Here is a 20,018-nt window from a genome sequence, read left to right as displayed (position 1 = left end):
CCCTTTCAAGGACATTTCGATGCGACGCACCACCCTCGCGGCTTTCGCCGCTGCCGCAGCACTGTTCCTTGGCGCCTGCGCCCAGACGGGCCCGGCCCCGGCCTCGCAGGCCCGGCAGGAAGCCAACCGCCAGACCGTGCTCGCCTTCTATGAAAAAGGCCTGAACCAGAAGGACGCCGACGCGGCGCTGCAGTACGTGGGCAACCGCTACGTGCAGCACAACCCGACGGCGGCCGACGGGCCCGAGGGCTTTCGCAAGTTCATCGCCTTCCTGCGCGAGAAGTTTCCGAACTCGAAGAGCGAGATCAAGCGCAGCTTCGTCGACGGCGACTACGTGATCCTGCACGTGAACGCGGTGCGCGAGCCGGGCACGCGCGGCAGCGCCATCGTCGACATCTTCAAGCTCGAGAACGGCAAGATCGTCGAGCACTGGGACGTGGTGCAGCCCGTGCCCGAGACCGCCGCGAACAAGAACGGCATGTTCTGACGCCCCGCCCTTCCACGAGCCAGCCTTCGCCAGCCGCATGACCACGCCCACCGACCCCACGAAACGCTTCCGCTCCGCGACCATCCGCGAGGGCACGATCCGCGCGACCACGCGCAGCTTCCTGCACGCGCTGGGCCAGGACGACGAGGACATCGCGCGCCCGCACGTCGGCGTGTTCCACACGGGCGGCGAGATGAGCCCGTGCAACCTCAACCTGCGCGAGCAGGCGCAGCACGCCAAGACCGGCATCTACGCCGGCGGCGGCACGCCGCACGAATGCCCCGTGGTGTCGGTGAGCGACGGCCTGACGATGGCGCACTCGGGCATGCGCTTCTCGCTGATCTCGCGCGAGCTCATCGCCGACAGCGTGGAAGCGTCCACGCGCGGCCACCAGTGGGACGGCATCTTCGCCATCGGCGCCTGCGACAAGAACCTGCCGGGCCTGATGATGGGCATGGTCCGCTGCAACGTGCCCAGCGTGTTCGTGCACGGCGGCTCTGCCCTGCCGGGGCAGATGCCCGGGCCCGACGGGCGCGACCTGAACGTGGTCGACACCTACGAGACCATCGGCAAGGTGCTGGCCGGCACCGCCACGCACGACGAACTCGACGCCATGAGCCGCGCCTGCCTGCCCACGGCCGGCGCCTGCGCGGGGCAGTTCACGGCCAACACGATGGGCATGGTGTCGGAGGCGCTGGGCCTGGCGCCCATCGGCTCGAGCATGGTGCCGGCGGTGTTCAGCGAACGCGCGCCGCTGATGCGCCGCGCCGCGAAACAGCTCATGAAGGCGGTGATGGGCGACGGCCCGCTGCCGCGCGACGTCGTGACGCGCAAGGCGCTCGAAAACGCCTGCGCCGTGGTCTCGGCCACGGGCGGCTCGACCAATGCCGCGCTGCATCTGCCAGCCATTGCGCATGAAGCCGGCATCAAGTTCCATCTGGACGACGTGGCCGAGATCTTCGCGCGCACGCCGCTCATTGCCGACCTGCGCCCCGGCGGCCAGTACCTGGCGCGCGACGTGTACTACATCGGCGGCGCGGGCGTCATCCTGCGCACGCTGCTGGAGCAGGGCTTCCTGCACGGCGACGCCCTCACCTTCACCGGCCGCACGCTGGCCGAGGAAGTGGCCGACGCCGCCGCGCCCGACGGCCGCGTGGTGCGCGAAGCCGGCAACCCGATCACGCGCGACGGCGGGCTGGCCGTGCTCAAGGGCAACCTCTGCCCCGACGGTGCGCTGCTCAAGACGGCGGGCCTGAAGACGCTGGTGCACCGCGGCCCGGCGCGCGTCTTCAATTCGGAAGAGGAAGCGCAGGCCGCCGTGCAGAACCGCCGCTACGAAGCGGGCGACGTGATCGTCATCCGCAACGAAGGCCCCAAGGGCAGCCCCGGCATGCGCGAGATGCTGGGCATCACCGCGCTGCTCTACGGCCAGGGCATGGGCGACAAGGTGGCGCTGCTCACCGACGGGCGTTTTTCGGGTGCCACACGCGGCCTGTGCATCGGCTACGCGGGGCCCGAGGCGGCCGACGGCGGGCCGATCGCGGTGCTGCGCGACGGCGACATGGTGGCCATCGATGCACGCGCCGCGGCGCGCAGCATCTCGGTCGAACTGAGCGCTGAAGAAATCGCGTCGCGGCTGGCCGGACGTGAGGTAAACGCGGGGGCGGCGCACGGTGGTTTGTTGGAAAAATACGCGCTCACCGTGCGTCCTGCCCACCAGGGCGCCGTGACCCACTCGGGCGCGGTCACCTGGCTGCGCGACGAGTCGTGATCCTGTTCCCTCCTCACCATCCCGAAAAGAGACAGACATGACCTTCACCCGCCGCCACATGCTGCAGTCCACCGGCGCTTCGGCGCTGCTCGCCAGCCTCGGCCAGCAGGCCTTTGCGCAGGCTGCCGCGCTCGAGAACGCCACCATCGTCACCGGCTTCGCGGCCGGCGGCACCTCGGACACCACCTGCCGGCGCATTGCGCTGAAGCTGAGCCCCGACTACGCCAAGACCGCCGTGGTCGAGAACCGCACCGGCGCGGGCGGCCAGATCGCCGTGAGCTACGTGAAGGGCCGTCCGGCCGACGGCACCACCATCCTGCAGACGCCCACGTCGATCCTCACGATCTACCCGCACATCTACAAGAAGCTGCCCTACGACCCGATGGTCGACCTCACGCCCGTGAGCCTGGCCTGCATCTTCGACTTCGGCTTCGCGGTCGGCCCGGCCGTGCCGGCCACCATCAAGACGGTGCCCGAGTTCCTCACCTGGGCCAAGGCCAACCCGGCCGGCGCCAACTACGGCTCGCCGGCCGCGGGCTCCACGCCGCACTTCATCGGCGCGCTGCTGGGCAAGCAGGCGGGCGTCGAACTCAAGCACGCGGCCTACCGCGGCACGCAGCCGGCCATGCTCGACCTGCTGGGCGGCAACATCTCGGCGGTGTCGGGCCCCATCGGCGACATCACGCAGCACCTGCAGTCGGGCAAGGTGCGCATCCTGGGCGTGTCGGGTGCCAAGCGCAGCCGCTTCGCGCCCGATGTGCCGACCTTCGGCGAGCAGGGCATCAAGAACATGGCGCACAGCGAATGGTTCGCCTTCTTCCTGCCGGCCAAGGCCTCGCCCGAGCTGGTGACGAAGCTCAACACGGCGATGAAGAACGCGCTCGCACAGAAGGACGTGATCGACGGCCTCGGCACCTTCGGCCTGGAAGCCATGTCTTCCACGCCGGCCGAGCTGGCCGATCTGTTGAAGAAGGACACCGCCAAGTGGGCGCCGATCGTCAAGGAAGTCGGCTTCACCGCGGAAGGCTAATCACATGAAGGAACTGCCATGAACACACTCGCCACCACCGCGCCATCGGCGCTGGTCCATCCCTCGATCCATCCCGACGAGCGCGCCGCGCGCGAGGAGCTCGCGGCCTGCTACCGCGTGTTCGCGATGCTGGGCTGGACCGAGATGATCTACAACCACATCACGGTGCGGCTGCCCGACAGCGTGACCGGTGGCGAGAAGCAGTTCCTCATCAACCCCTTCGGCCTGCACTACAGCGAGGTGACGGCCAGCAACCTGGTGAAGATCGACCTGCAGGGCAAGGTGCTCGACGGCTCGACCTACCCGGTGAACCCGGCCGGCTTCGTGGTGCACGCGGCCATCCACGACGGCCTGCCCGGCGCGCACTGCGTGATGCACACGCACACCACAGCCGGCGTGGCCGTGGCCTGCCTGCAGGGCGGCCTGCAGCAGACCAATTTCTATACCGCCCAGCTGCACGGCATGGTGGCGTACCACGACTTCGAGGGCATCACGATCCATGCCGACGAAGGCCCGCGCCTGCTGAAAAGCATCGGCGATCGCAACGCGGTGATCCTGCGCAACCACGGCCTCTTGGCCTGGGGCCAGACGCTGCCGCAGACCTTCGCGATCCTGTGGACGCTGCAACGCGCCTGCGAGATCCAGATGGCGACCTTCTCGATGGGCGCCGCGATTCCGGTGAGCGAAGAGATCGCGCAGCGCTGCACGCGCGACGCGCTGCAGTTCAGCCCCGCGCACGGCGCCGGGCAGGACGTGTTCAATGCACTGGTGCGGCAGGTGGACCGCATCGACCCGAGCTACCGCAACTGAGGCGCCTGTTCCCATGAAGATTTGCATCTACGGCGCCGGCGCGATCGGCGGATGGATCGGCGTCGGCCTCGCACAGGCGGGCCAGCGCCTCAATGTGGTGGCGCGCGGTGCCACGCTCGACGCGCTGCAGAAGGACGGCCTCTCGCTGATGCGCGGCGACGTGCGCACGCGCGTGCCGGTGAACGCGGTGGCCGACCCCGAGGCACTGGGCGTTCAAGACCTGGTGGTGATCGCCGTGAAGGCGCCCGCGCTGGCCGGCGTGGCCGAACGCATCGGGCCGCTGATCGGGCCCGACACGATCGTGCTGGTGGCCATGAACGGCGTGCCGTGGTGGTTCCTCGAAGGCGGCTTCGGCGGCGAGATCACGGGGCACCGCCTCGCGGCCGTCGACCCCGAGGGCGCCATTGCGAAGGCCATTCCGTCGCGCAACGTGATCGGCTGCGTGGTGCACGCCAGCTGCTCGCTCGACGGGCCGGGCGTGGTGCGGCACCACTTCGGCAACGGGCTGATCGTGGGCGAGCCTTCGGGCCAGGCCACGCCGCGCGTGCAGAAGCTGGTCGAGCTGCTCAAGAGCACGGGCATCGACACCACGCTGTCGCCGCAGATCCAGAAGGACGTGTGGTTCAAGCTGTGGGGCAACATGACGGTGAACCCGATCAGCGCGCTCACCGGTGCCACCACCGACCTGATCATGGGCGACGACTACGTGCGCGGGTTCATTTCGGCCGTGATGCTCGAGGCCAAGGAGATCGGCCGGCGCATCGGCATCGAGATCACGCAAAGCCCCGAGGACCGGCATGCGGTGACGATGAAGCTCGGCGCGTTCAAGACCTCGATGCTGCAGGACGTGGAAGCGGGCCGTTCGGTCGAGCTCGACGCGCTCGTCACGGTGGTGCGCGAGCTGGGCGAACTGACGGGCGTGGCCACGCCGTTCACCGACGCGCTGCTGGGGTTGGCGCGGCTGCGCACGCGGCAGCTCGGGTTGTACTGAGCGACCGAAGGCACGGACTTACCAGCGCTTCTCGGGTGCGGCAGAGATGATCTTGGTGCAGGCCTCCACGGCCTTTGCGCGCTCTTCGCGCAGCAGCTGCCAGTTGTCGGCCTGCCACCGCGCCCAGGCGACCGGCTCCGACTGGTAGCGGCATTCGATCGGCGGACGCATGAAGCCGGGGCGCCCCAGGTCGGCGCCGAACTTGAGGCGGAACAGCTCGTCCGATCCCAGCAGGTTCTCGTAGACCAGGTGCCACGGTCCCGGGAGCAGCGGGGTGTCAGCTTCCTTCGGAATCTGGCGCGCCGCCTCGATCTCCTCGGGCGTGGAACCGTCCGTCAGGGCGGTGGCCAGCGCGGCCTCGGCGCGCTTGCGATAGATGTCGGTGGCGACCTTGCTCAAGGCGTCGTTGAGTTCGCGCATGGCGGGGTTGACGCCCAGCGGATCGTCCTTGAGTTCCTCGAGCGTGGTGCCGCCCAGGTCGTCTTTCGAGAAGCCTTGCGCACCCACGCCGCCGGCCAGCACCGCGAACGCGACGTTCAGCGCCACCTGTCCGGCCACGTTGCTGATCGTGTTCTCGCGGCGCACCACGCGCAGGTGCTCGATGCCGGGCTTGTAGGTGCCGCGGTTGAAGCGCAGACGGGTTTGCTGGGTTGCATCAATCGCGGCATTGGCAGGGGCAGGCGCCGATGCAGTGGCTGCGGGCGGGTCTGCTGCCGGTGATGGCGCTTCGGTCTGGGCTTGTGCCGAGAAGCCGGCGATGGCCAGTGCCAGGCCGAGGGCATGCCGTGTGGCACGCGACGGCGTTCGTTTCTTCGTCGAATGGGTCATTGAACTGTTTTCCTCCGGCGCGGATTGTCTCCGGCGTGGCGGCTCGGTTCTATCGACGATGTTCAGGGCGTGTGCACAGGCCACCGGGTACTTCCCTCCGCGAATGTCCTCCGGCCTGCGGCCTCCCCCTTAATTTCGCTGCGGGAAGCACCCGGTGTCCTGCGCACGGGACACGCTGCGGGTGCTCGCCGATCAACGACCACTGCTGATGACGCTCACGCCGATGCGGTGCCTTGCGCAGCGAAATCAAGGAGGAGGGGCGAAGCCCCGGGGGACATTCGCGGAGCAAGGTACCGCGTCGGCGGGAGCGTCGCCCCGAACGTCAGGCGCTCAGCTCAACCCGCCAACCCGACGTACACGTTCTGCACGTCGTCATTCGCATCGATCGCGGCAAGAAACGCCTCGACCTCCTCCAGGTCAGCAGCACTCAAGCTCGCCGGATCGACCGGGTTCTTGGGCCGGTAGCCCAGCTTGGCCGACAGCACGGTGAAGCCCTGGGCCGGGAGGGCGCGGCTCACCAGGTCGAGGTCGGCGGGCTCGGTCAGGAACAGGGTGGTGCCGTCTTCGGCGCCCGGCTCGAAGTCCTGCGCACCGGCTTCGATGGCGGCCACTTCGGCGTCGGCGTCCTTGCTGGCGGGCTCGGCTTCGATCATGCCGAGGTGGTCGAAGTCCCACGAGACCGAGCCGGAGGTGCCGAGCTGGCCCTTGCGGAAGAGCACGCGCATTTCAGGCGCGGTGCGGTTCACGTTGTCGGTCAGGCACTCGACCATCACGGCCACGCGGTGCGGGGCGAAGCCCTCGTACATGACGTGGTCGAAGTGCACCGCCTCGCCCGTGAGGCCGGCACCCTTCTTGATGGCGCGGTCGAGCGTGTCCTTCGGCATCGAGACCTTGCGGGCCTGCTCGACGACCAGCCGCAGCCGCGCGTTCGAGGCCGGATCGGCGCCGTTGCGCGCGGCGATCATGATTTCCTTGGCCAGCTTGCCGAACAGCCGGCCCTTGGCATTCGCGGCCACGTCCTTGTGCTTGGCTTTCCATTGCGCGCCCATGTCTGCATTCCTTGGTGTTGTGGGGGGCGGCGAAACGCCGCAGCCCCCGAGGATGCCACGAGCCGGGGGCCGCGCCCAGCCGGCCCCCTTCCGCCGTCAGGGGCGCCCCGTCTGCCCGCCTTCCTCCGGCGCCAGGCTCACCCACAGGGCCGCGCCCACGATCAGCAGGCCGCCGGCCCAGCCCCAGGCACCGATGCGCTCGCCCAGCCCGAGCGCCGCGATGGCCGCACCGAAGACCGGCTCGCTGCCCATGAGCAGCGACACGCGGCTCGGGCTGCTGCGCGAGGCCGCGTGGTTCTGCGCGAAAAAGGCGAACACGGTGCACAGCAGCACGAGATACGCCATGCCCCACCAGAAACCGGCCGTGGCGGGCGGCAGGTGCCAAGCACGCCCGCCCGACGCAGCCAGCAGCGACAGCGCCGCCGCGCCCAGCGCCATCACGCCCGACTGCACGGCCGTCAGCGTGAGCGCCGGCAGGTTGTGGCGGCCCGCCAGCCGGCGCGTGAGGCACACCATGACGGCGCGCAGGAAGGCGGCGACCAGCATGAGCGCGTCGCCCCACCCCATCGACAGGTCGGCAAGCGAGGGCGCCGACAGCAGGGCCGCGCCCACGGCCGAGAGCCCCGCCGCCCAGAACACGCGCCGCGCGGGCCGCCGGCCCAGCAGCCACCATTCGACGAACGGCGTGATCGCCACGCACAGGCTGATGAGGAAGGCGGCGTTGCTCGCCAGGGTCAGCGAGACGCCGAAGGTCTCGCACAGGAAGATGGCGAGCAGGTTGGCGCCCAGCAGGCCGCCCACGGCGAGCCCCTGGCGCCACTGCGGGTCACGCCACAGCGGCCGCAGCGCGGGCAGCAGCACGAGAAAGGTGAGGCCGAAGCGCAGCGCGACGAACTCGAGCACGGGCAGCTGCTGCGTCGCCTGCTTGGCCACGGCGTAGCTGCCGCCCCAGACCGCCGCCACGAGCAGCAGCATGAGCTCGGCCGGGCCGAAGCCGGCCGTCCACGACCCGCGCCCCGTCGGGACCGCACCTTGCAACGCCTTTGAATCCATACTGTCTGCCCGCGGCCCGGGGCGCCTGAAAGAAGAAGAGAAGGCGCATTGTTCCGGGCGGCACCAGGGCCGCACAGCCGTCGGCCGGAACAGGACTCTTGCGTGGTCGGAACGAATTCATTTCTCAAGGTGCTGCCCGAGATGGTGACCTTTGTGCGGGTCGCCGAACGGGGCAGCTTCTCGGCCGCGGCCGACCTGCTGGGCATCACGCCCTCGGCCGCGAGCCGGCAGGTGAAGCGGCTCGAACAGGAGATCGGCGTGCAGCTGCTGCAGCGCACCACGCGCCAGCTGCGGCTCACGGAGCCAGGCGCCGAAGCCTTTGCGCGCTGCAGCGAACTGGTGGCGGCGGCGCAGGGCGCGATGGACATCGGCGCGCAGTTCGCGCGCACGCCGGCCGGCCGGGTGCGCCTGAGCGCGCCGAAGGCCTTTGCGCGGCGCGTGCTGCACCCGCACCTGCTCGACTTCCTGCGCGCCTATCCGGAAGTGGACGTGCAGCTGATCGTGGCCGACCGCGACATCGACCCGATCCGCGAAGGCGTCGACCTCGTGGTGCGGCTGACCACGGCGCCGCCCGAGGGGCTGGTGGCGCGGCGGCTGATGGCGGTCGAGCACATCCTGTGCGCCACGCCGGCCTACCTGGCACGCCACGGCACCATCGCGCACCCGCACGACCTGCGCGCGCACAGCTGCCTGTCGCTGGGCGAGCACGAGCGCGACAACCACTGGCGCTTTCGAAAAGACGGTGAAGACGAGGTCGAGGTGGTGGTGGACGGCCGCTACGTCTGCAACCACAGCGAGATGCGGCTCGACGGCGCGCTCGCGGACCTGGGCGTGGCCTGCGTGCCGGCCTTCACGGCGCGCGAGGCGCTGGACGACGGCCACGTGGTGCGCGTGCTGCCCGACTGGGCGCTGCAAGGCACCTACCAGGGGCACGCGTGGTTGATGTACCCGCCCAGCCGCTACCTGCCGCCCAAGTGCCGGGTGCTGGTCGAGCACCTGCTCAGCGCGGTGCCTTCCCCGTGAGCACGCGCACGGCCTCGGGCAGCGAGTGGACCTGCGGCATGAAGTGGTCGATGAGCGCGCCCAGCGCCACCGCGCAGACCACGGCGCCCAGCAGCGGCTTCCAGGTGAGCCGCACCGCCGCCATGAGCCAGCCTTCGCGCGCCACGCGCACGGCGGCGCGGGCCGACACGTAGGAAAAGGCGACCTCGATCGCCACGGCCAGCAGCGCGTCCCAGCTGAAGTACAGCAGCACGAGCGAGCCCGCGCCGAGCACGACGGCCACGCACAGCAGGAAGATGGCGAGCACCGGCACGACGATGATCGCGCCTTCGTCGGCGCCGCCCGCGGCGTCGAGCGCGCCGCTGGCCACGTCGGAGAGTGCGCTGCCACCGTCGGCGGCGTCGGGCGCGCATCCATGATCACTGGAGCCGTCGGCACTCAGGTCCGCATCGGGCGCCTCGAACTCGGTGCGCCGCTCCACCAGCCGTTGCGCCCACCAGCGCAGCACGCACAGATACCCGACATAGCCCACGCCCAGCGTGACGAGGTAGCGCACGGCCAGCGACTCGACATGCAGCAGGTGCATCTGCAGCGCCGACACGCCCCACATCAGCAGCAGCGTGAAAGTGCCGATCAGCAGGCCGTGCGTGCGCAGGCTGTGATCGCGGTGCAGGTCGCGTTCGACCTGGGTTTCCCACAGGCGCACGGAGCGCCAGTTGGAAAGAACCTTCACGTCATTCGTCGGCGGGTGCGAATGGCACCCGCGGCGCGACCGCGCACATGAGTTCGTAGCCGACGGTGCCGGCGGCCTGCGCCACCTCGTCGATCGGCAGCACCGCGCCGGTCAGGGCCGAGCGGCCCCACAGCGTGACCTCGGCACCGAAGGCGGCGTCGGGCACGGGCGTGAGGTCGACGGTGATCATGTCCATGCTCACGCGGCCCACCATGCGGGTGCGCACGCCGTTCACCAGCACCGGGGTGCCGGTGTCGCAATGGCGCGGGTAGCCGTCGGCATAGCCGACCGCCGCGATCCCGATGGTGAGCGGGCCCTCGGCCGCGAAGCGCGAGCCGTAGCCGATGGTGTCGCCGGCCTTCAGCGTCTGCACCGAGATGAGCCGGGTCGACAGCGTCATGGTCGGCTGCAGCTGCCAGTGCGCCGCGTCGTGTTCGGGGAAGTCGGGGGCGCTGCCGTACAGCACGATGCCGGGGCGCACCCAGTCGCCGCGCGTGCGCGGCGCGTGGCGCAGCGTGGCCGCGCTGTTGGCGATGGAACGTTCGCCGGGCAGGTCGCGCGTGGCGCGCTCGAACACCTCGAGCTGGTGCTCGATGCCGCGCGGGCCGTCGGCGTCGCTGAAGTGCGTCATGAGCGAAATCTCGTCGACCTGCGGGAGCGCGTTCAGGCGCGTCCAGGCCGAACCGAAGCGCTCGGGCGAGAAGCCCAGGCGGTTCATGCCGGAGTTCATCTTCAGGAACACGCGCTGCGGCTTGAGGGTCTTGTGGGCCGCGAGCATGTCGATCTGCTCGTCGCAGTGCACCGAATGCCACAGGTCCAGGCGCGAGCACAGCTCCAGGTCGCGCGCGTCGAACACGCCTTCGAGCAGCAGCACCGGGCCGCGCCAGCCCAGCGCGCGCACGCGCTCGGCCTCGGCCAGGTCGAGCAGCGCGAAGCCGTCGGCGCCGCGCAGGCCTTCGAAGACACGCTCGATGCCGTGCCCGTAGGCGTTGGCCTTGACCACGGCCCAGACACGGGCGTCGACGGCCGAGCGGCGGGCGCGGTCGAGGTTGTGGCGCAGGGCGGCGGTGTGGACGGTGGCGAGAATGGGGCGCGGCATGGCGGGTGTTGGGGTGGTTTCAGACCACGTTTTAGCATCTTCGGGAATGGGGTCGAATCCCGTGGGGATGCCTGAATTCGCGTCGTACCCCCATGCTATAACCGCCCATTCGCGCCTGACGCGACACTTTTTCACTACCGCCAGCAGACCCTCTGGCCAGCCAGCCCATCGATGAAGCGCGGTTTTTACACGATCATGTCGGCCCAGTTCTTTTCGTCGCTGGCCGACCAAGCGCTTTTCGTCGTTGCCGTCGATCTCATGCGAAGTTCGGGCGCCCCCGAATGGCAGCGGGCCGCCCTGGTGCCGATCTTCGCGGTCTTCTATGTGGTGCTGGCCCCGCTGGTGGGCGCCTTTGCCGACGCGCTGCCCAAGGGCAAGGTGATGTTCATCAGCAACGCGATCAAGGTCGTGGGCTGCCTGATGATGCTGTTCGGCTCGCACCCGCTGCTGTCGTATTCCATCGTGGGCCTGGGCGCCGCGGCCTACTCGCCGGCCAAGTACGGCATCCTCACCGAGCTGCTGCCGTCGTCGCAGCTGGTCAAGGCCAACGGCTGGATCGAAGGACTGACCATCGCCTCGATCCTGCTGGGCATCGTGCTCGGCGGCATGCTGGTGGGCCATGCGGTGTCGAGCCAGCTGCTGCTCATCGACCTGCCGTTCATCGACACCGGCATCGACTCGCCGGCCGAAGCCGCCATTGCGGTGCTGATCTTCGTCTACGTGCTCGCGGCCTGGTTCAACACCCGCATCCCGCACACCGGCGTCGAGATGCGCCCGCTGCGCTCCAACCCCGAGCAGAGCATGGTGCGCAACCTGGCCGGCCTGCTGCCCGACTTCTGGCATTGCAACGCCCGCCTGTGGCGCGACCGGCTGGGCCAGATCTCGCTGGCGACCACCACGCTGTTCTGGGGCGCGGGCGGCAACCTCAAGTACATCGTGCTGGCCTGGGCCGCCGTGGCGCTCGAATACAACACCACCCAGGCCTCGGCGCTGACCGGCGTGGTCACCATCGGCACCGCGGTGGGCGCCATCGTGGCCTCGATGTACATGCGGCTGGACATGGCCACGCGCGTGATCCCGATGGGCATCGCGATGGGCCTGATGGTGATCTGCATGAACTTCATCGGCAACGTCTGGCTGGCGGTGCCGTTCCTGATCATCCTGGGCGGCCTGGGCGGCTTCCTGGTGGTGCCGATGAACGCGCTGCTGCAGCACCGCGGCCACAACCTGATGGGCGCGGGCCGCTCCATTGCCGTGCAGAACTTCAACGAGCAGGCCTGCATTCTTCTGCTGGGCGGCTTCTACAGCGTGTGCACGGGCCTGGGCCTGTCGGCCTACGGCGCGATCAGCGCCTTCGGCCTCGTGGTGGCGGGTTGCATGTGGATCATCAAGCGCTGGCACGAGAACAACCTCAAGAAGTATCCTGAGGAAGTCGAGCACCTGCTTGCCATCGCCCGCAGCGACAAGCATCACTGACCTCCCCCAGGCTGCGCGCACTTCGTGTCGCTCCGCCAACCCCCTCGCCGGGGGCAACACCAGCGGCCCGGCAAAGCCGGTTCCGCGGTGTTCCTTGAAAAAGACCTCGCCCCATGCCCGCCCTCGCCCTGATGTTCAACGCCTTCGTGTGGGGCGTTTCGTGGATTCCGTTCCGCCAGATCGCCAGCCACGGCCTGCATCCGCTGTGGACCACCTGCCTGATCTACCTCGTCATCGCCACGGCGATGGGCCTCGTGCGCCGGCACGCCTGGAAGGCCTTCGCCGCGTTCCCGATGCTGGTGGCGCTGGGCCTGGCGGCGGGCTTCACCAACGTGGGCTTCAACTGGGCCGTGACGCAGGGCGACGTGGTGCGCGTGGTGTTGCTGTTCTACCTGATGCCGCTGTGGAGCGTGCTGCTGGCCTGGCTGCTGCTGGGCGAGCGGCCCACGGGCGGCGCGCTGATGCGCGTGGCGCTGGCGCTCACCGGCGTGGTGGTTGTGCTGAAGGCACCGGGCACCGACTGGCCCGTGCCCTCGAGCCTGCCCGACTGGCTGGGCGTGGCGGCGGGCTTCGGCTTTGCCGTGACCAACATCGTGCTGCGCCACCTGCGCCATGCGCCGGGCGAGTCGCGCGCGCTGGCCATGTTCTGGGGCTGCACGGTGGTGGCGGGCGTCGGCGCGGTGAGCGGCGCCGCGTTCGGCGGCATCGATTCACCGCTGCTCGCCTCGCCGGGCTGGCTGGGCTGGGCCGCGCTGCTGGGCACGGGCTTCATCGTCGCCAACGTGTGCCTGCAGTACGGCGCACCGAAGCTGGCGGCCAGCGCGACCTCGGTGATCATGCTGTCGGAGGTGCTGTTCGCCAGCGTCTCGTCGGTGGCGCTGGGCGCGTCCACCATGAACTCGCGCATCCTCGTCGGCGGCGCGCTGATCGTGCTGGGCGCGGTGTGGTCGGCGTTTGCGCGAACCCCGCCCGCGCGCGATGATGGCGTTTCCGCGTCCACCTGAGGAGCTCTCTCCATGACCAGCGTCTACGACTTCCAGGCCACCCGCATCGACGGCAAGCCGGTGAAGCTCTCGACCTTCCGCGGCAAGGTGCTGCTGATCGTCAACACGGCGAGCAATTGCGGCTTCACGCCGCAGTTCGAAGGCCTGGAAGCGCTGCACGAAAAGTACGCCGACCAGGGCCTCGCGGTGCTGGGCTTTCCCTCCAACCAGTTCGGCGGCCAGGACCCGGGCACCAACGAGGAAATCGGCGCCTTCTGCATGACCAACTACGGCGTGAGCTTCCCGATGATGGAGAAGATCGACGTCAACGGCAGCAACGCGTTGCCGCTGTACCAGTGGCTCACCAAGGAAAAGCCGGGCCTGCTGGGCAGCACGGCCATCAAGTGGAACTTCACCAAGTTCCTGGTCGGGCGCGACGGCGCGGTGCTCAAGCGCTATGCGCCGCTGGACACGCCGGCCTCGCTCACGCGCGACATCGAGGCGGCGCTGGCCGCCGGCTGAGTTCAGAAGCGGAAATCGGCGCTCTTCGGCGCGCCGCCGACCGTCACGGTCTGGCTTTTTGTCTCGCCCGTCGACGTGCTCACGTCGATCACATAGCGCCCCGCCGGCAGGTCGATGAGGCACACCGGGCCGGTGGCGGTGAAGGCCATGGCGGCGGACGAGTTCGCGTCGCCGCCCTTGATCGCGACATTCAGGTTGGCCAGGTACGCCCCGTCGGCGCGCGCGAACAGCAGCGACAGCGGATGGTTCTTCGTGGCGGCGCGCATGGCGTTCGACTCGTCGGAGCCGATGCCGCCGCACACGTAGCGCGTGGTGCCGATGCCCTGCCAGGGCGGCAGGGCCGAGGGCGGCTGCTGCGCCTGCGCGGCGACGGTGCCTGCGATGCAGGCGGCGGCCAGCAACGCACGGCGCAGCGGAAATGCAGAAACGAAAGACATGGCACGAACTCCTTGCAGCGTCTTCGGTTCGCCATGATGCGCCCCGACGCGCGGTGCGCACGTCGGACGGCAACGTACCCTGCCGTGCGCGCGCGCCCTACCCTGCGGGCGTCTGCAGCGCCGCGTCGAGCAGCTCGACCCAGTGCCGCACGGGCGTGTCGCCGCTGCCGCTTTGCAGGTGCGTGATGCAGCCGATGTTGGCCGAGGCGATGGTGGTGGGCTGCAGCTGCTTCAGGTGGCCGAGCTTGCGGTCGCGCAGCGGGTAGGCCAGCTCGGGCTGCAGCACCGAGTAGGTGCCGGCCGAGCCGCAGCACAGGTGCGATTCGTTCATCGCCACGCGCACATCAAAGCCGAGCGCGCGCAGGTGCGTCTCGACACCGCCGCGCAGCTTCTGGCCATGCTGCAGCGTGCACGGCGGGTGGTAGGCGACCACACCTTCGGGTGCGCACACGCGGCCCTGCAGCGCGGGCACGAGCTCGGGCAGCAGCTCGCTCAGGTCGCGCGTGAGCGCGCTGATGCGTGCGGCCTTGGCGGCATAGGCCGCGTCGTGCTGCAGCAGGTGGCCGTACTCGCGCACGGTGACGCCGCAGCCCGAGGCGTTCATCACGATCGCCTCCACCTCGCCGCGTTCGACGAAGGGCCACCAGGCGTCGATGTTGGCGCGCATCTGCGCCTTGCCGCCGTCCTGGTCGTTGAGGTGGAACTTCACCGCGCCGCAACAGCCCGCCTTGGGCGCGATCACGGCCTGGATGCCGGCCGCATCGAGCACGCGCGCGGTCGCGCTGTTGATGTTCGGCGCCATCGACGGCTGCACGCAGCCCGCGAGCATCAGCACCTTGCGCGCATGCGTGGCGGTGGGCCAGCGGCCGGCGTCCTGCTGGGCGGGCACCTTGGCTTTCAGTGCTTCGGGCAGCAGGCCGCGCACGGATTGGCCGAGCTTCATCGCGGGGCTGAACAGCGGCGACGGCAGCGCTTCCTTCAGCAGCCAGCGCGTGGCCGACTCCATGGCGGGGCGCGGCACTTTTTCGTCGACGATCTTGCGGCCGATGTCGACCAGGTTCCCGTACTGCACGCCGCTCGGGCAGGTGCTCTCGCAGTTGCGGCAGGTGAGGCAGCGGTCCAGGTGCAGCTGCGTGCTGCGCGTGGGCGCATGGCCTTCGAGCACCTGCTTGATGAGGTAGATGCGCCCGCGCGGCCCGTCGAGCTCGTCGCCGAGCAGCTGGTAGGTCGGGCAGGTGGCGGTGCAGAAGCCGCAATGCACGCACTTGCGCAGGATGGCTTCGGCTTCGCGGCCCGCGTCGGTGTCGCGGAATTCGGGGGCTAGTTCGGTTTGCATCGCGGGGGTGTCGTTTCTTTTCTTATTGGTCGCCTGCGAAGAGCCGGCCGCGGTCGAAGACCCCGTGCGGATCGAACTCCTGCATCAGCGCGCGATGGATGCGCGCCACCGGCGCGCTCAGCGCGTCGAAGCGCGGCACGTCGCAATCAGCTGATTGAGCCGCGGGCACACGGAACAGCGTCGCATGGCCACCGGCGACACGCGCGGCTTCGCGCAGGCGCGCGGCCTGTGCGGGCGGCGCGAGGTACCAGCGCTGCCCGCCGTGCCATTCGACCAGCGGCGCGGCGCAGCCGTCGATGGCGATCACCGGCGCGGTCTGCGGCACCGAGAGGCGCCACAGCGCCAGCGACCCGGCTTCGTCGACCGCGAACCACGGCATGCGCTGGTCGCGCAGCGCGGCCCAGCCGGCGGCCGCGCGCACCGGGTCCTGGCGTTCGCCGCCGAGCTGCGCGCAAGCGGCTTCGACGGCCGCCACGGCGCCGCGCAGCCGCAGGCGCAGCACGCCCGCGCCGGGCGCGTGTTCGAACCAGCTGCTCGCGTTCAGCGGCAGCGGGCGTCCGCCCCACTCGTTGAGCAGGCGCAGCGCATCGGCCTGGCTGCAGGCGAAGGCGAGCGTGGCCTCGGCGGGCGCCACGGGCAGCACCTTGAGGCTCACTTCGGCGATCACGCCCAGCGTGCCGAGCGAGCCGGCCAGCACGCGCGAGACGTCGTAGCCGGCGACGTTCTTCATCACCTGGCCGCCGAAGCTCAGCACCTCGGCGCGGCCGTTGATGAGCGTGGTGCCGAGCACGTAGTCGCGCACCGCGCCCACGCTGGCGCGCGACGGGCCGCTGAGGCCGGCGGCGACCATGCCGCCCACCGTGCCGCCGGCATCGAAGCACGGCGGCTCGAAGGGCAGGCACTGGCCTTGTTCGGCGAGCGCGGCCTCGAGCTCGGCCAGCGGCGTGCCGGCACGCACGGTGACGACCAGCTCGCTGGGCTCGTAGCTCGTGATGCCGGCGAGCGCGCGCAGGTCGAGCAGCTCGCCGCGCGGCGGCTGGCCGTAGAAATCCTTGGTGCCGCCGCCGCGCAGGCGCAGCGGCGTGGCATCGGCCGCGGCGGCGCGCACGCGCTCGACGACCTTCTGGAGGGCGGTATCCGTGTTCATGAAGCTCTCAGAATCTCGGCAGGTCGGGATGCGCCAGCCGGCCGCCGCGCACCACTTCCTTGCCGTATTCGGCGCAGCGCTGCAGCGTGGGAATCACCTTGCCGGGGTTGAGCAGCCCGGCGGGGTCGAAGGCGCGCTTGATGCCGAACATCTGCTCGTTCTCGGCCGCGGTGAACTGCACGCACATGCTGTTGAGCTTTTCCACGCCCACGCCGTGCTCGCCCGACACGGTGCCGCCCATGGCGACGCTGGTCTCGAGGATGTCGGCGCCGAACAGCTCGCAGCGGTGCAGCTCGTCGGGGTCGTTGGCGTCGAACAGCACCAGGGGGTGCAGGTTGCCGTCGCCCGCGTGGAACACGTTGCAGCAGCGCAGGTTGTACTTTTTCTCCATCTCCTGGATCGCCAGCAGGATGTCGGCGAGCCGCTTGCGCGGGATGGTCGAATCGAGGCACATGTAGTCGGGACTGATGCGGCCCGACGCCGGAAAGGCGTTCTTGCGGCCGCTCCAGAACTTCATGCGCTCGTCTTCGCTGGTGCTCACGGCGATGGCGGTGGCACCGCAACCGCGCAGCACGTCGGTCATGCGGCCGATTTCCTCTTCGACCTCTTCCGGCGTACCGTCGGATTCGCACAGCAGGATGGCCGCGGCGTCGAGGTCGTAGCCCGCGTGCACGAAGTCTTCGACGGCGGCGGTCATGGGCTTGTCCATCATCTCCAGGCCAGCCGGGATGATGCCTGCGGCAATCACCGCCGCGACCGCGTCGCCGGCTTTGCGCACGTCGTCGAAGCTGGCCATGATGCAGCGCGCGAGCTGCGGCTTGGGCACGAGCTTGACCGTGACCTCGGTGGTCACGGCCAGCATGCCTTCGCTGCCGATGGCCAGCGCGAGCAGGTCGAGCCCCGGCGCATCGAGCGCCTCGCCGCCGAACTCGATCGGCTCGCCCTCGGCCGTGAAGCCGCGCACGCGCAGCACGTTGTGCAGCGTGAGGCCGTACTTCAGGCAGTGCACGCCGCCCGAGTTCTCGGCCACGTTGCCGCCGATGGTGCAGGCGATCTGACTCGACGGATCGGGCGCGTAGTAGAGGTTGAAAGGCGCGGCGGCCTCGCTGATCGCGAGGTTGCGCACGCCGCACTGCACGACGGCCGTGCGGCTCACGGGGTCGACCTTCAGGATGCGGTTGAACTTGGCCAGCGACAGCGTCACGCCCAGCGCGTGCGGCATGGCGCCGCCCGAGAGCCCGGTGCCGGCGCCGCGCGCCACCACGGGCACGGCCAGCGCATGGCAGGCGCGCAGCACGGCGGCCACCTGCGCCTCGGTCTCGGGCAAGGCCACCACCAGCGGGCGCTGGCGGTAGGCCGTGAGGCCGTCGCACTCGTAGGGCGTGGTGTCTTCGGCGTGCCAGATGAGCGCATGCGCGGGCAGGTGCGCCTGCAGCGCCCGCACCACCTGCGCCTGGCGCTCCGCCTTCGACAGCTGCGCGTGCTGGTCGGTCGTGACGGGAGCATTCATGGCGGGAACAACTTTCAGCGGACGACCATCAGGGTGAATGGCCACACATAGGCCTGCAGCGTCACGTACAGGCCGACCAGCGAGGCCAGCGCGATCGAGTGGAAGAACACGTAGCGCAGGATGTCGCCTTCGTGATTGAACCACCGCGTGGCGGTGGAGGCCACCACGATCGACTGGGCGTCGATCATCTTACCCATCACGCCGCCCGAGCTGTTGGCCGCACCCATGAGGTTGGGCGCCAGGCCCAGCTGCTCGGCCGCGACCTTCTGCATGCCGCCGAAGAGCACGTTCGAGGCCGTGTCGGAGCCGGTCATGGCCACACCGATCCAGCCCATGAGCGTGCCGAAGAAGGGATAGAACACACCGGTGTTGGCGAACGCCAAGCCCAGCGTGGTGTCGGTGCCCGAGTAGCGCGTGAGTGTGCCCAGCGCGAGCATCAGCACGATGGTCATGAGCGAGTAGCGCACCATCCAGAGCGTGCGCAAGAAGGTGCGCACGATCTCGATCGGGTTGTACTTCATGAACAGCGCGCTCACGATCGCCGACAGGAGAATGCCGGTGCCCGTGGCCGACAGCAGGTTCAGCACGTACACCGCGCCTTCCTTGGTGGGCGCGGTGACCACCGGCGGCATCTTCTCGATCAGGTTGTGCAGCCCGCCCATCGGGAACGAGGGCGCGAACACGCCGTTGAGCGCGGTCTTCACCGCCGGCAGGCCCCAGATGAAGACGAACACCGAAAGAATCACCCAGGGCATCCACGCGCGCACCAGCGCTTCGCGGCTGTGCACGACGATGGCCGCCGGCGGCTTGGCCTCGTGCGCGCTCACGTCCTTGCCGCGCAGCGAGGGCGAGCGCCACACGTTCTTGGGCTGCCACACGCGCAGGAACAGCACCAGGCTGGCCATCGACACGATGGCCGCGATGATGTCGACCAGCTCGGGGCCGATGAAGTTCGACACCAGGTACTGCGGCACCGCGAACGACACGCCCGTGACCAGGATGGCCGGCCACACTTCCATCATCGCCTTGCGTCCGGCGAAGGCCCAGACCAGCCAGAACGGCACCAGCAGCGAGAAGAACGGCAGCTGGCGCCCGATCATCGCGGTGACTTCCATCAGGTCGTAGCCGTGCACCTTGGCCAGCGTGATCACCGGCGTGCCGAGCGCGCCGAAAGCGACCGGCGCGGTGTTGGCGATCAGCGAGAGGCCCGAGGCGGCCAGCGGCGAGAAGCCCAGCCCGATCAGGATGCCGGCCGTGACCGCCACCGGCGTGCCGAAGCCCGCCGCGCCCTCGAAGAACGCGCCGAAGCAGAAGGCGATCAGCAGCAGCTGGATGCGGCGGTCTTCGGTGATGCCCGAGAGCGAGTCCTGCAGCACCTTGAAGCTGCCGTTCTGTTCGGCCAGCTGCTGCAGGAAGATGATGTTCAGCACGATCCAGCCGATCGGCAGCAGGCCCGTGAAGCCGCCGAAGAGCGCGGCGCGCCCGGCCATTTCGGCCGGCATGCCGTAGGCGAACACGGCGACGGCCAGCGCCGCCAGCAGGCCCAGGCCGGCGGCGATGTGGGCCTTGATGTGGAAGAAGCCGAGGCACGCAAGCATCACCACCACCGGGATCGCGGCGAGCGCGGTGGAAATGATCATGTTGCCGAACGGGTCGTAGATCTGCTGCCAGGTCATGCGTTGTCTCCGGGGAGGCTGTTGTTGTGCCCCGCACTCTAGGGAGATGCGCACCGTCCGGATTGAAGGTTTTTTGCC

At 69.5% G+C, this 20,018-nt stretch carries 19 protein-coding genes; 9 read left to right on the top strand and 10 right to left on the bottom strand.

Going from position 1 to position 20,018, the window contains the following annotated elements; translation table 11 throughout:
- Positions 1–19 precede the first annotated feature (19 nt).
- Genes AC07O4_RS26360 through AC07O4_RS26340 form a run of 5 tightly spaced genes read left to right on the top strand, consistent with a single transcriptional unit; the run spans position 20 to position 5,089 of the window.
- Complete coding sequence (locus AC07O4_RS26360) at positions 20–487, top strand: nuclear transport factor 2 family protein (protein ID WP_492733344.1); 468 nt, start codon at positions 20–22, stop codon at positions 485–487.
- A 37-nt stretch (positions 488–524) separates the two neighbouring features.
- Positions 525–2,258 carry a dihydroxy-acid dehydratase gene (gene ilvD, locus AC07O4_RS26355; protein WP_447740183.1) on the top strand — a complete coding sequence of 578 codons (1,734 nt, stop codon included), beginning with the start codon at positions 525–527 and terminating at the stop codon, positions 2,256–2,258.
- Between the two features lie 37 nt (positions 2,259–2,295).
- Positions 2,296–3,288, top strand: coding sequence for a Bug family tripartite tricarboxylate transporter substrate binding protein (locus tag AC07O4_RS26350; protein WP_095949816.1), 993 nt, complete (start codon positions 2,296–2,298; stop codon positions 3,286–3,288).
- A gap of 18 nt (positions 3,289–3,306) precedes the next feature.
- Positions 3,307–4,098: a class II aldolase/adducin family protein gene (locus AC07O4_RS26345; protein ID WP_095949817.1), complete on the top strand. Its 792-nt coding sequence runs from the start codon at positions 3,307–3,309 to the stop codon at positions 4,096–4,098.
- Positions 4,099–4,111: 13 nt separating this feature from the next.
- Positions 4,112–5,089, top strand: a complete 978-nt coding sequence (locus AC07O4_RS26340) for a 2-dehydropantoate 2-reductase (RefSeq protein WP_095949818.1) — start codon at positions 4,112–4,114, stop codon at positions 5,087–5,089.
- An 18-nt stretch (positions 5,090–5,107) separates the two neighbouring features.
- Here AC07O4_RS26340 and AC07O4_RS26335 read toward each other — a convergent pair whose 3' ends face one another.
- The 3 genes from AC07O4_RS26335 to AC07O4_RS26325 form a co-directional block, all read right to left on the bottom strand.
- Positions 5,108–5,917 carry a hypothetical protein gene (locus AC07O4_RS26335; protein ID WP_495306070.1) on the bottom strand — a complete coding sequence of 270 codons (810 nt, stop codon included), beginning with the start codon at positions 5,915–5,917 and terminating at the stop codon, positions 5,108–5,110.
- 335 nt (positions 5,918–6,252) lie between these two features.
- Positions 6,253–6,966 (bottom strand): YebC/PmpR family DNA-binding transcriptional regulator, encoded by a 714-nt coding sequence (locus AC07O4_RS26330; RefSeq protein ID WP_095949820.1) that lies wholly within the window; start codon positions 6,964–6,966, stop codon positions 6,253–6,255.
- A 96-nt stretch (positions 6,967–7,062) separates the two neighbouring features.
- Positions 7,063–8,019: a DMT family transporter gene (locus AC07O4_RS26325; protein ID WP_495306069.1), complete on the bottom strand. Its 957-nt coding sequence runs from the start codon at positions 8,017–8,019 to the stop codon at positions 7,063–7,065.
- A gap of 141 nt (positions 8,020–8,160) precedes the next feature.
- On the opposite strand from AC07O4_RS26325, the gene AC07O4_RS26320 reads away from it, so the two are divergent.
- A complete protein-coding gene (locus AC07O4_RS26320) occupies positions 8,161–9,042 on the top strand; it encodes a LysR family transcriptional regulator (RefSeq protein WP_495306150.1) in 882 nt (293 codons plus the stop codon).
- Here the strand turns inward: AC07O4_RS26320 and AC07O4_RS26315 are convergent.
- On the bottom strand, positions 9,020–9,754 hold the full coding sequence (locus tag AC07O4_RS26315) for a hypothetical protein (protein WP_495306068.1): 735 nt from the start codon (positions 9,752–9,754) through the stop codon (positions 9,020–9,022). The two genes, AC07O4_RS26320 and AC07O4_RS26315, sit on opposite strands and share 23 nt — an antisense overlap.
- 1 nt (position 9,755) lies before the next feature.
- Positions 9,756–10,853, bottom strand: a complete 1,098-nt coding sequence (alr, locus tag AC07O4_RS26310) for an alanine racemase (RefSeq protein ID WP_070063521.1) — start codon at positions 10,851–10,853, stop codon at positions 9,756–9,758.
- Between the two features lie 171 nt (positions 10,854–11,024).
- On the opposite strand from alr, the gene lplT reads away from it, so the two are divergent.
- From lplT to AC07O4_RS26295, 3 genes are all read left to right on the top strand, one after another.
- Positions 11,025–12,329, top strand: coding sequence for a lysophospholipid transporter LplT (lplT, locus tag AC07O4_RS26305; RefSeq protein WP_062476894.1), 1,305 nt, complete (start codon positions 11,025–11,027; stop codon positions 12,327–12,329).
- A 113-nt stretch (positions 12,330–12,442) separates the two neighbouring features.
- Positions 12,443–13,333 carry a DMT family transporter gene (locus AC07O4_RS26300; protein ID WP_495306067.1) on the top strand — a complete coding sequence of 297 codons (891 nt, stop codon included), beginning with the start codon at positions 12,443–12,445 and terminating at the stop codon, positions 13,331–13,333.
- Between the two features lie 12 nt (positions 13,334–13,345).
- On the top strand, positions 13,346–13,834 hold the full coding sequence (locus AC07O4_RS26295) for a glutathione peroxidase (RefSeq protein ID WP_139703432.1): 489 nt from the start codon (positions 13,346–13,348) through the stop codon (positions 13,832–13,834).
- Between the two features lie 2 nt (positions 13,835–13,836).
- Here AC07O4_RS26295 and AC07O4_RS26290 read toward each other — a convergent pair whose 3' ends face one another.
- The 5 genes from AC07O4_RS26290 to AC07O4_RS26270 all read right to left on the bottom strand — a co-directional run bounded on the left by AC07O4_RS26290 (position 13,837) and on the right by AC07O4_RS26270 (position 19,940).
- On the bottom strand, positions 13,837–14,271 hold the full coding sequence (locus tag AC07O4_RS26290) for a carboxypeptidase regulatory-like domain-containing protein (RefSeq protein WP_495306066.1): 435 nt from the start codon (positions 14,269–14,271) through the stop codon (positions 13,837–13,839).
- Between the two features lie 97 nt (positions 14,272–14,368).
- Entirely contained in the window at positions 14,369–15,607 is a 1,239-nt protein-coding gene (glcF, locus tag AC07O4_RS26285) for a glycolate oxidase subunit GlcF (RefSeq protein ID WP_495306065.1), read from the bottom strand.
- A gap of 22 nt (positions 15,608–15,629) precedes the next feature.
- Positions 15,630–16,754 carry a glycolate oxidase subunit GlcE gene (glcE, locus tag AC07O4_RS26280; protein ID WP_495306064.1) on the bottom strand — a complete coding sequence of 375 codons (1,125 nt, stop codon included), beginning with the start codon at positions 16,752–16,754 and terminating at the stop codon, positions 15,630–15,632.
- Between the two features lie 7 nt (positions 16,755–16,761).
- Complete coding sequence (locus tag AC07O4_RS26275; RefSeq protein WP_495306063.1) at positions 16,762–18,264, bottom strand: FAD-linked oxidase C-terminal domain-containing protein; 1,503 nt, start codon at positions 18,262–18,264, stop codon at positions 16,762–16,764.
- A 14-nt stretch (positions 18,265–18,278) separates the two neighbouring features.
- Positions 18,279–19,940 carry an L-lactate permease gene (locus AC07O4_RS26270; RefSeq protein WP_495306062.1) on the bottom strand — a complete coding sequence of 554 codons (1,662 nt, stop codon included), beginning with the start codon at positions 19,938–19,940 and terminating at the stop codon, positions 18,279–18,281.
- Positions 19,941–20,018: the final 78 nt, after the last annotated feature.

Source organism: Variovorax sp. GW821-FHT09D04, assembly GCF_059416405.1.
Note: the sequence above shows the minus strand (reverse complement) of the source record. Positions and strands in the feature narration are given on the sequence as shown.

Excerpts from the sequence above, each read along its gene's own strand:
- AC07O4_RS26360 (WP_492733344.1), top strand. The coding sequence starts at position 20 with ATGCGACGCACCACCCTCGCGGCTTTCGCCGCTGCCGCAGCACTGTTC.
- ilvD (WP_447740183.1), top strand. The coding sequence starts at position 525 with ATGACCACGCCCACCGACCCCACGAAACGCTTCCGCTCCGCGACCATC.
- AC07O4_RS26350 (WP_095949816.1), top strand. The coding sequence starts at position 2,296 with ATGACCTTCACCCGCCGCCACATGCTGCAGTCCACCGGCGCTTCGGCG.
- AC07O4_RS26345 (WP_095949817.1), top strand. The coding sequence starts at position 3,307 with ATGAACACACTCGCCACCACCGCGCCATCGGCGCTGGTCCATCCCTCG.
- AC07O4_RS26340 (WP_095949818.1), top strand. The coding sequence starts at position 4,112 with ATGAAGATTTGCATCTACGGCGCCGGCGCGATCGGCGGATGGATCGGC.
- AC07O4_RS26335 (WP_495306070.1), bottom strand. The coding sequence starts at position 5,917 with ATGACCCATTCGACGAAGAAACGAACGCCGTCGCGTGCCACACGGCAT.
- AC07O4_RS26330 (WP_095949820.1), bottom strand. The coding sequence starts at position 6,966 with ATGGGCGCGCAATGGAAAGCCAAGCACAAGGACGTGGCCGCGAATGCC.
- AC07O4_RS26325 (WP_495306069.1), bottom strand. The coding sequence starts at position 8,019 with ATGGATTCAAAGGCGTTGCAAGGTGCGGTCCCGACGGGGCGCGGGTCG.
- AC07O4_RS26320 (WP_495306150.1), top strand. The coding sequence starts at position 8,161 with ATGGTGACCTTTGTGCGGGTCGCCGAACGGGGCAGCTTCTCGGCCGCG.
- alr (WP_070063521.1), bottom strand. The coding sequence starts at position 10,853 with ATGCCGCGCCCCATTCTCGCCACCGTCCACACCGCCGCCCTGCGCCAC.
- lplT (WP_062476894.1), top strand. The coding sequence starts at position 11,025 with ATGAAGCGCGGTTTTTACACGATCATGTCGGCCCAGTTCTTTTCGTCG.
- AC07O4_RS26300 (WP_495306067.1), top strand. The coding sequence starts at position 12,443 with ATGCCCGCCCTCGCCCTGATGTTCAACGCCTTCGTGTGGGGCGTTTCG.
- AC07O4_RS26295 (WP_139703432.1), top strand. The coding sequence starts at position 13,346 with ATGACCAGCGTCTACGACTTCCAGGCCACCCGCATCGACGGCAAGCCG.
- AC07O4_RS26290 (WP_495306066.1), bottom strand. The coding sequence starts at position 14,271 with ATGTCTTTCGTTTCTGCATTTCCGCTGCGCCGTGCGTTGCTGGCCGCC.
- glcF (WP_495306065.1), bottom strand. The coding sequence starts at position 15,607 with ATGCAAACCGAACTAGCCCCCGAATTCCGCGACACCGACGCGGGCCGC.
- glcE (WP_495306064.1), bottom strand. The coding sequence starts at position 16,754 with ATGAACACGGATACCGCCCTCCAGAAGGTCGTCGAGCGCGTGCGCGCC.
- AC07O4_RS26275 (WP_495306063.1), bottom strand. The coding sequence starts at position 18,264 with ATGAATGCTCCCGTCACGACCGACCAGCACGCGCAGCTGTCGAAGGCG.
- AC07O4_RS26270 (WP_495306062.1), bottom strand. The coding sequence starts at position 19,940 with ATGACCTGGCAGCAGATCTACGACCCGTTCGGCAACATGATCATTTCC.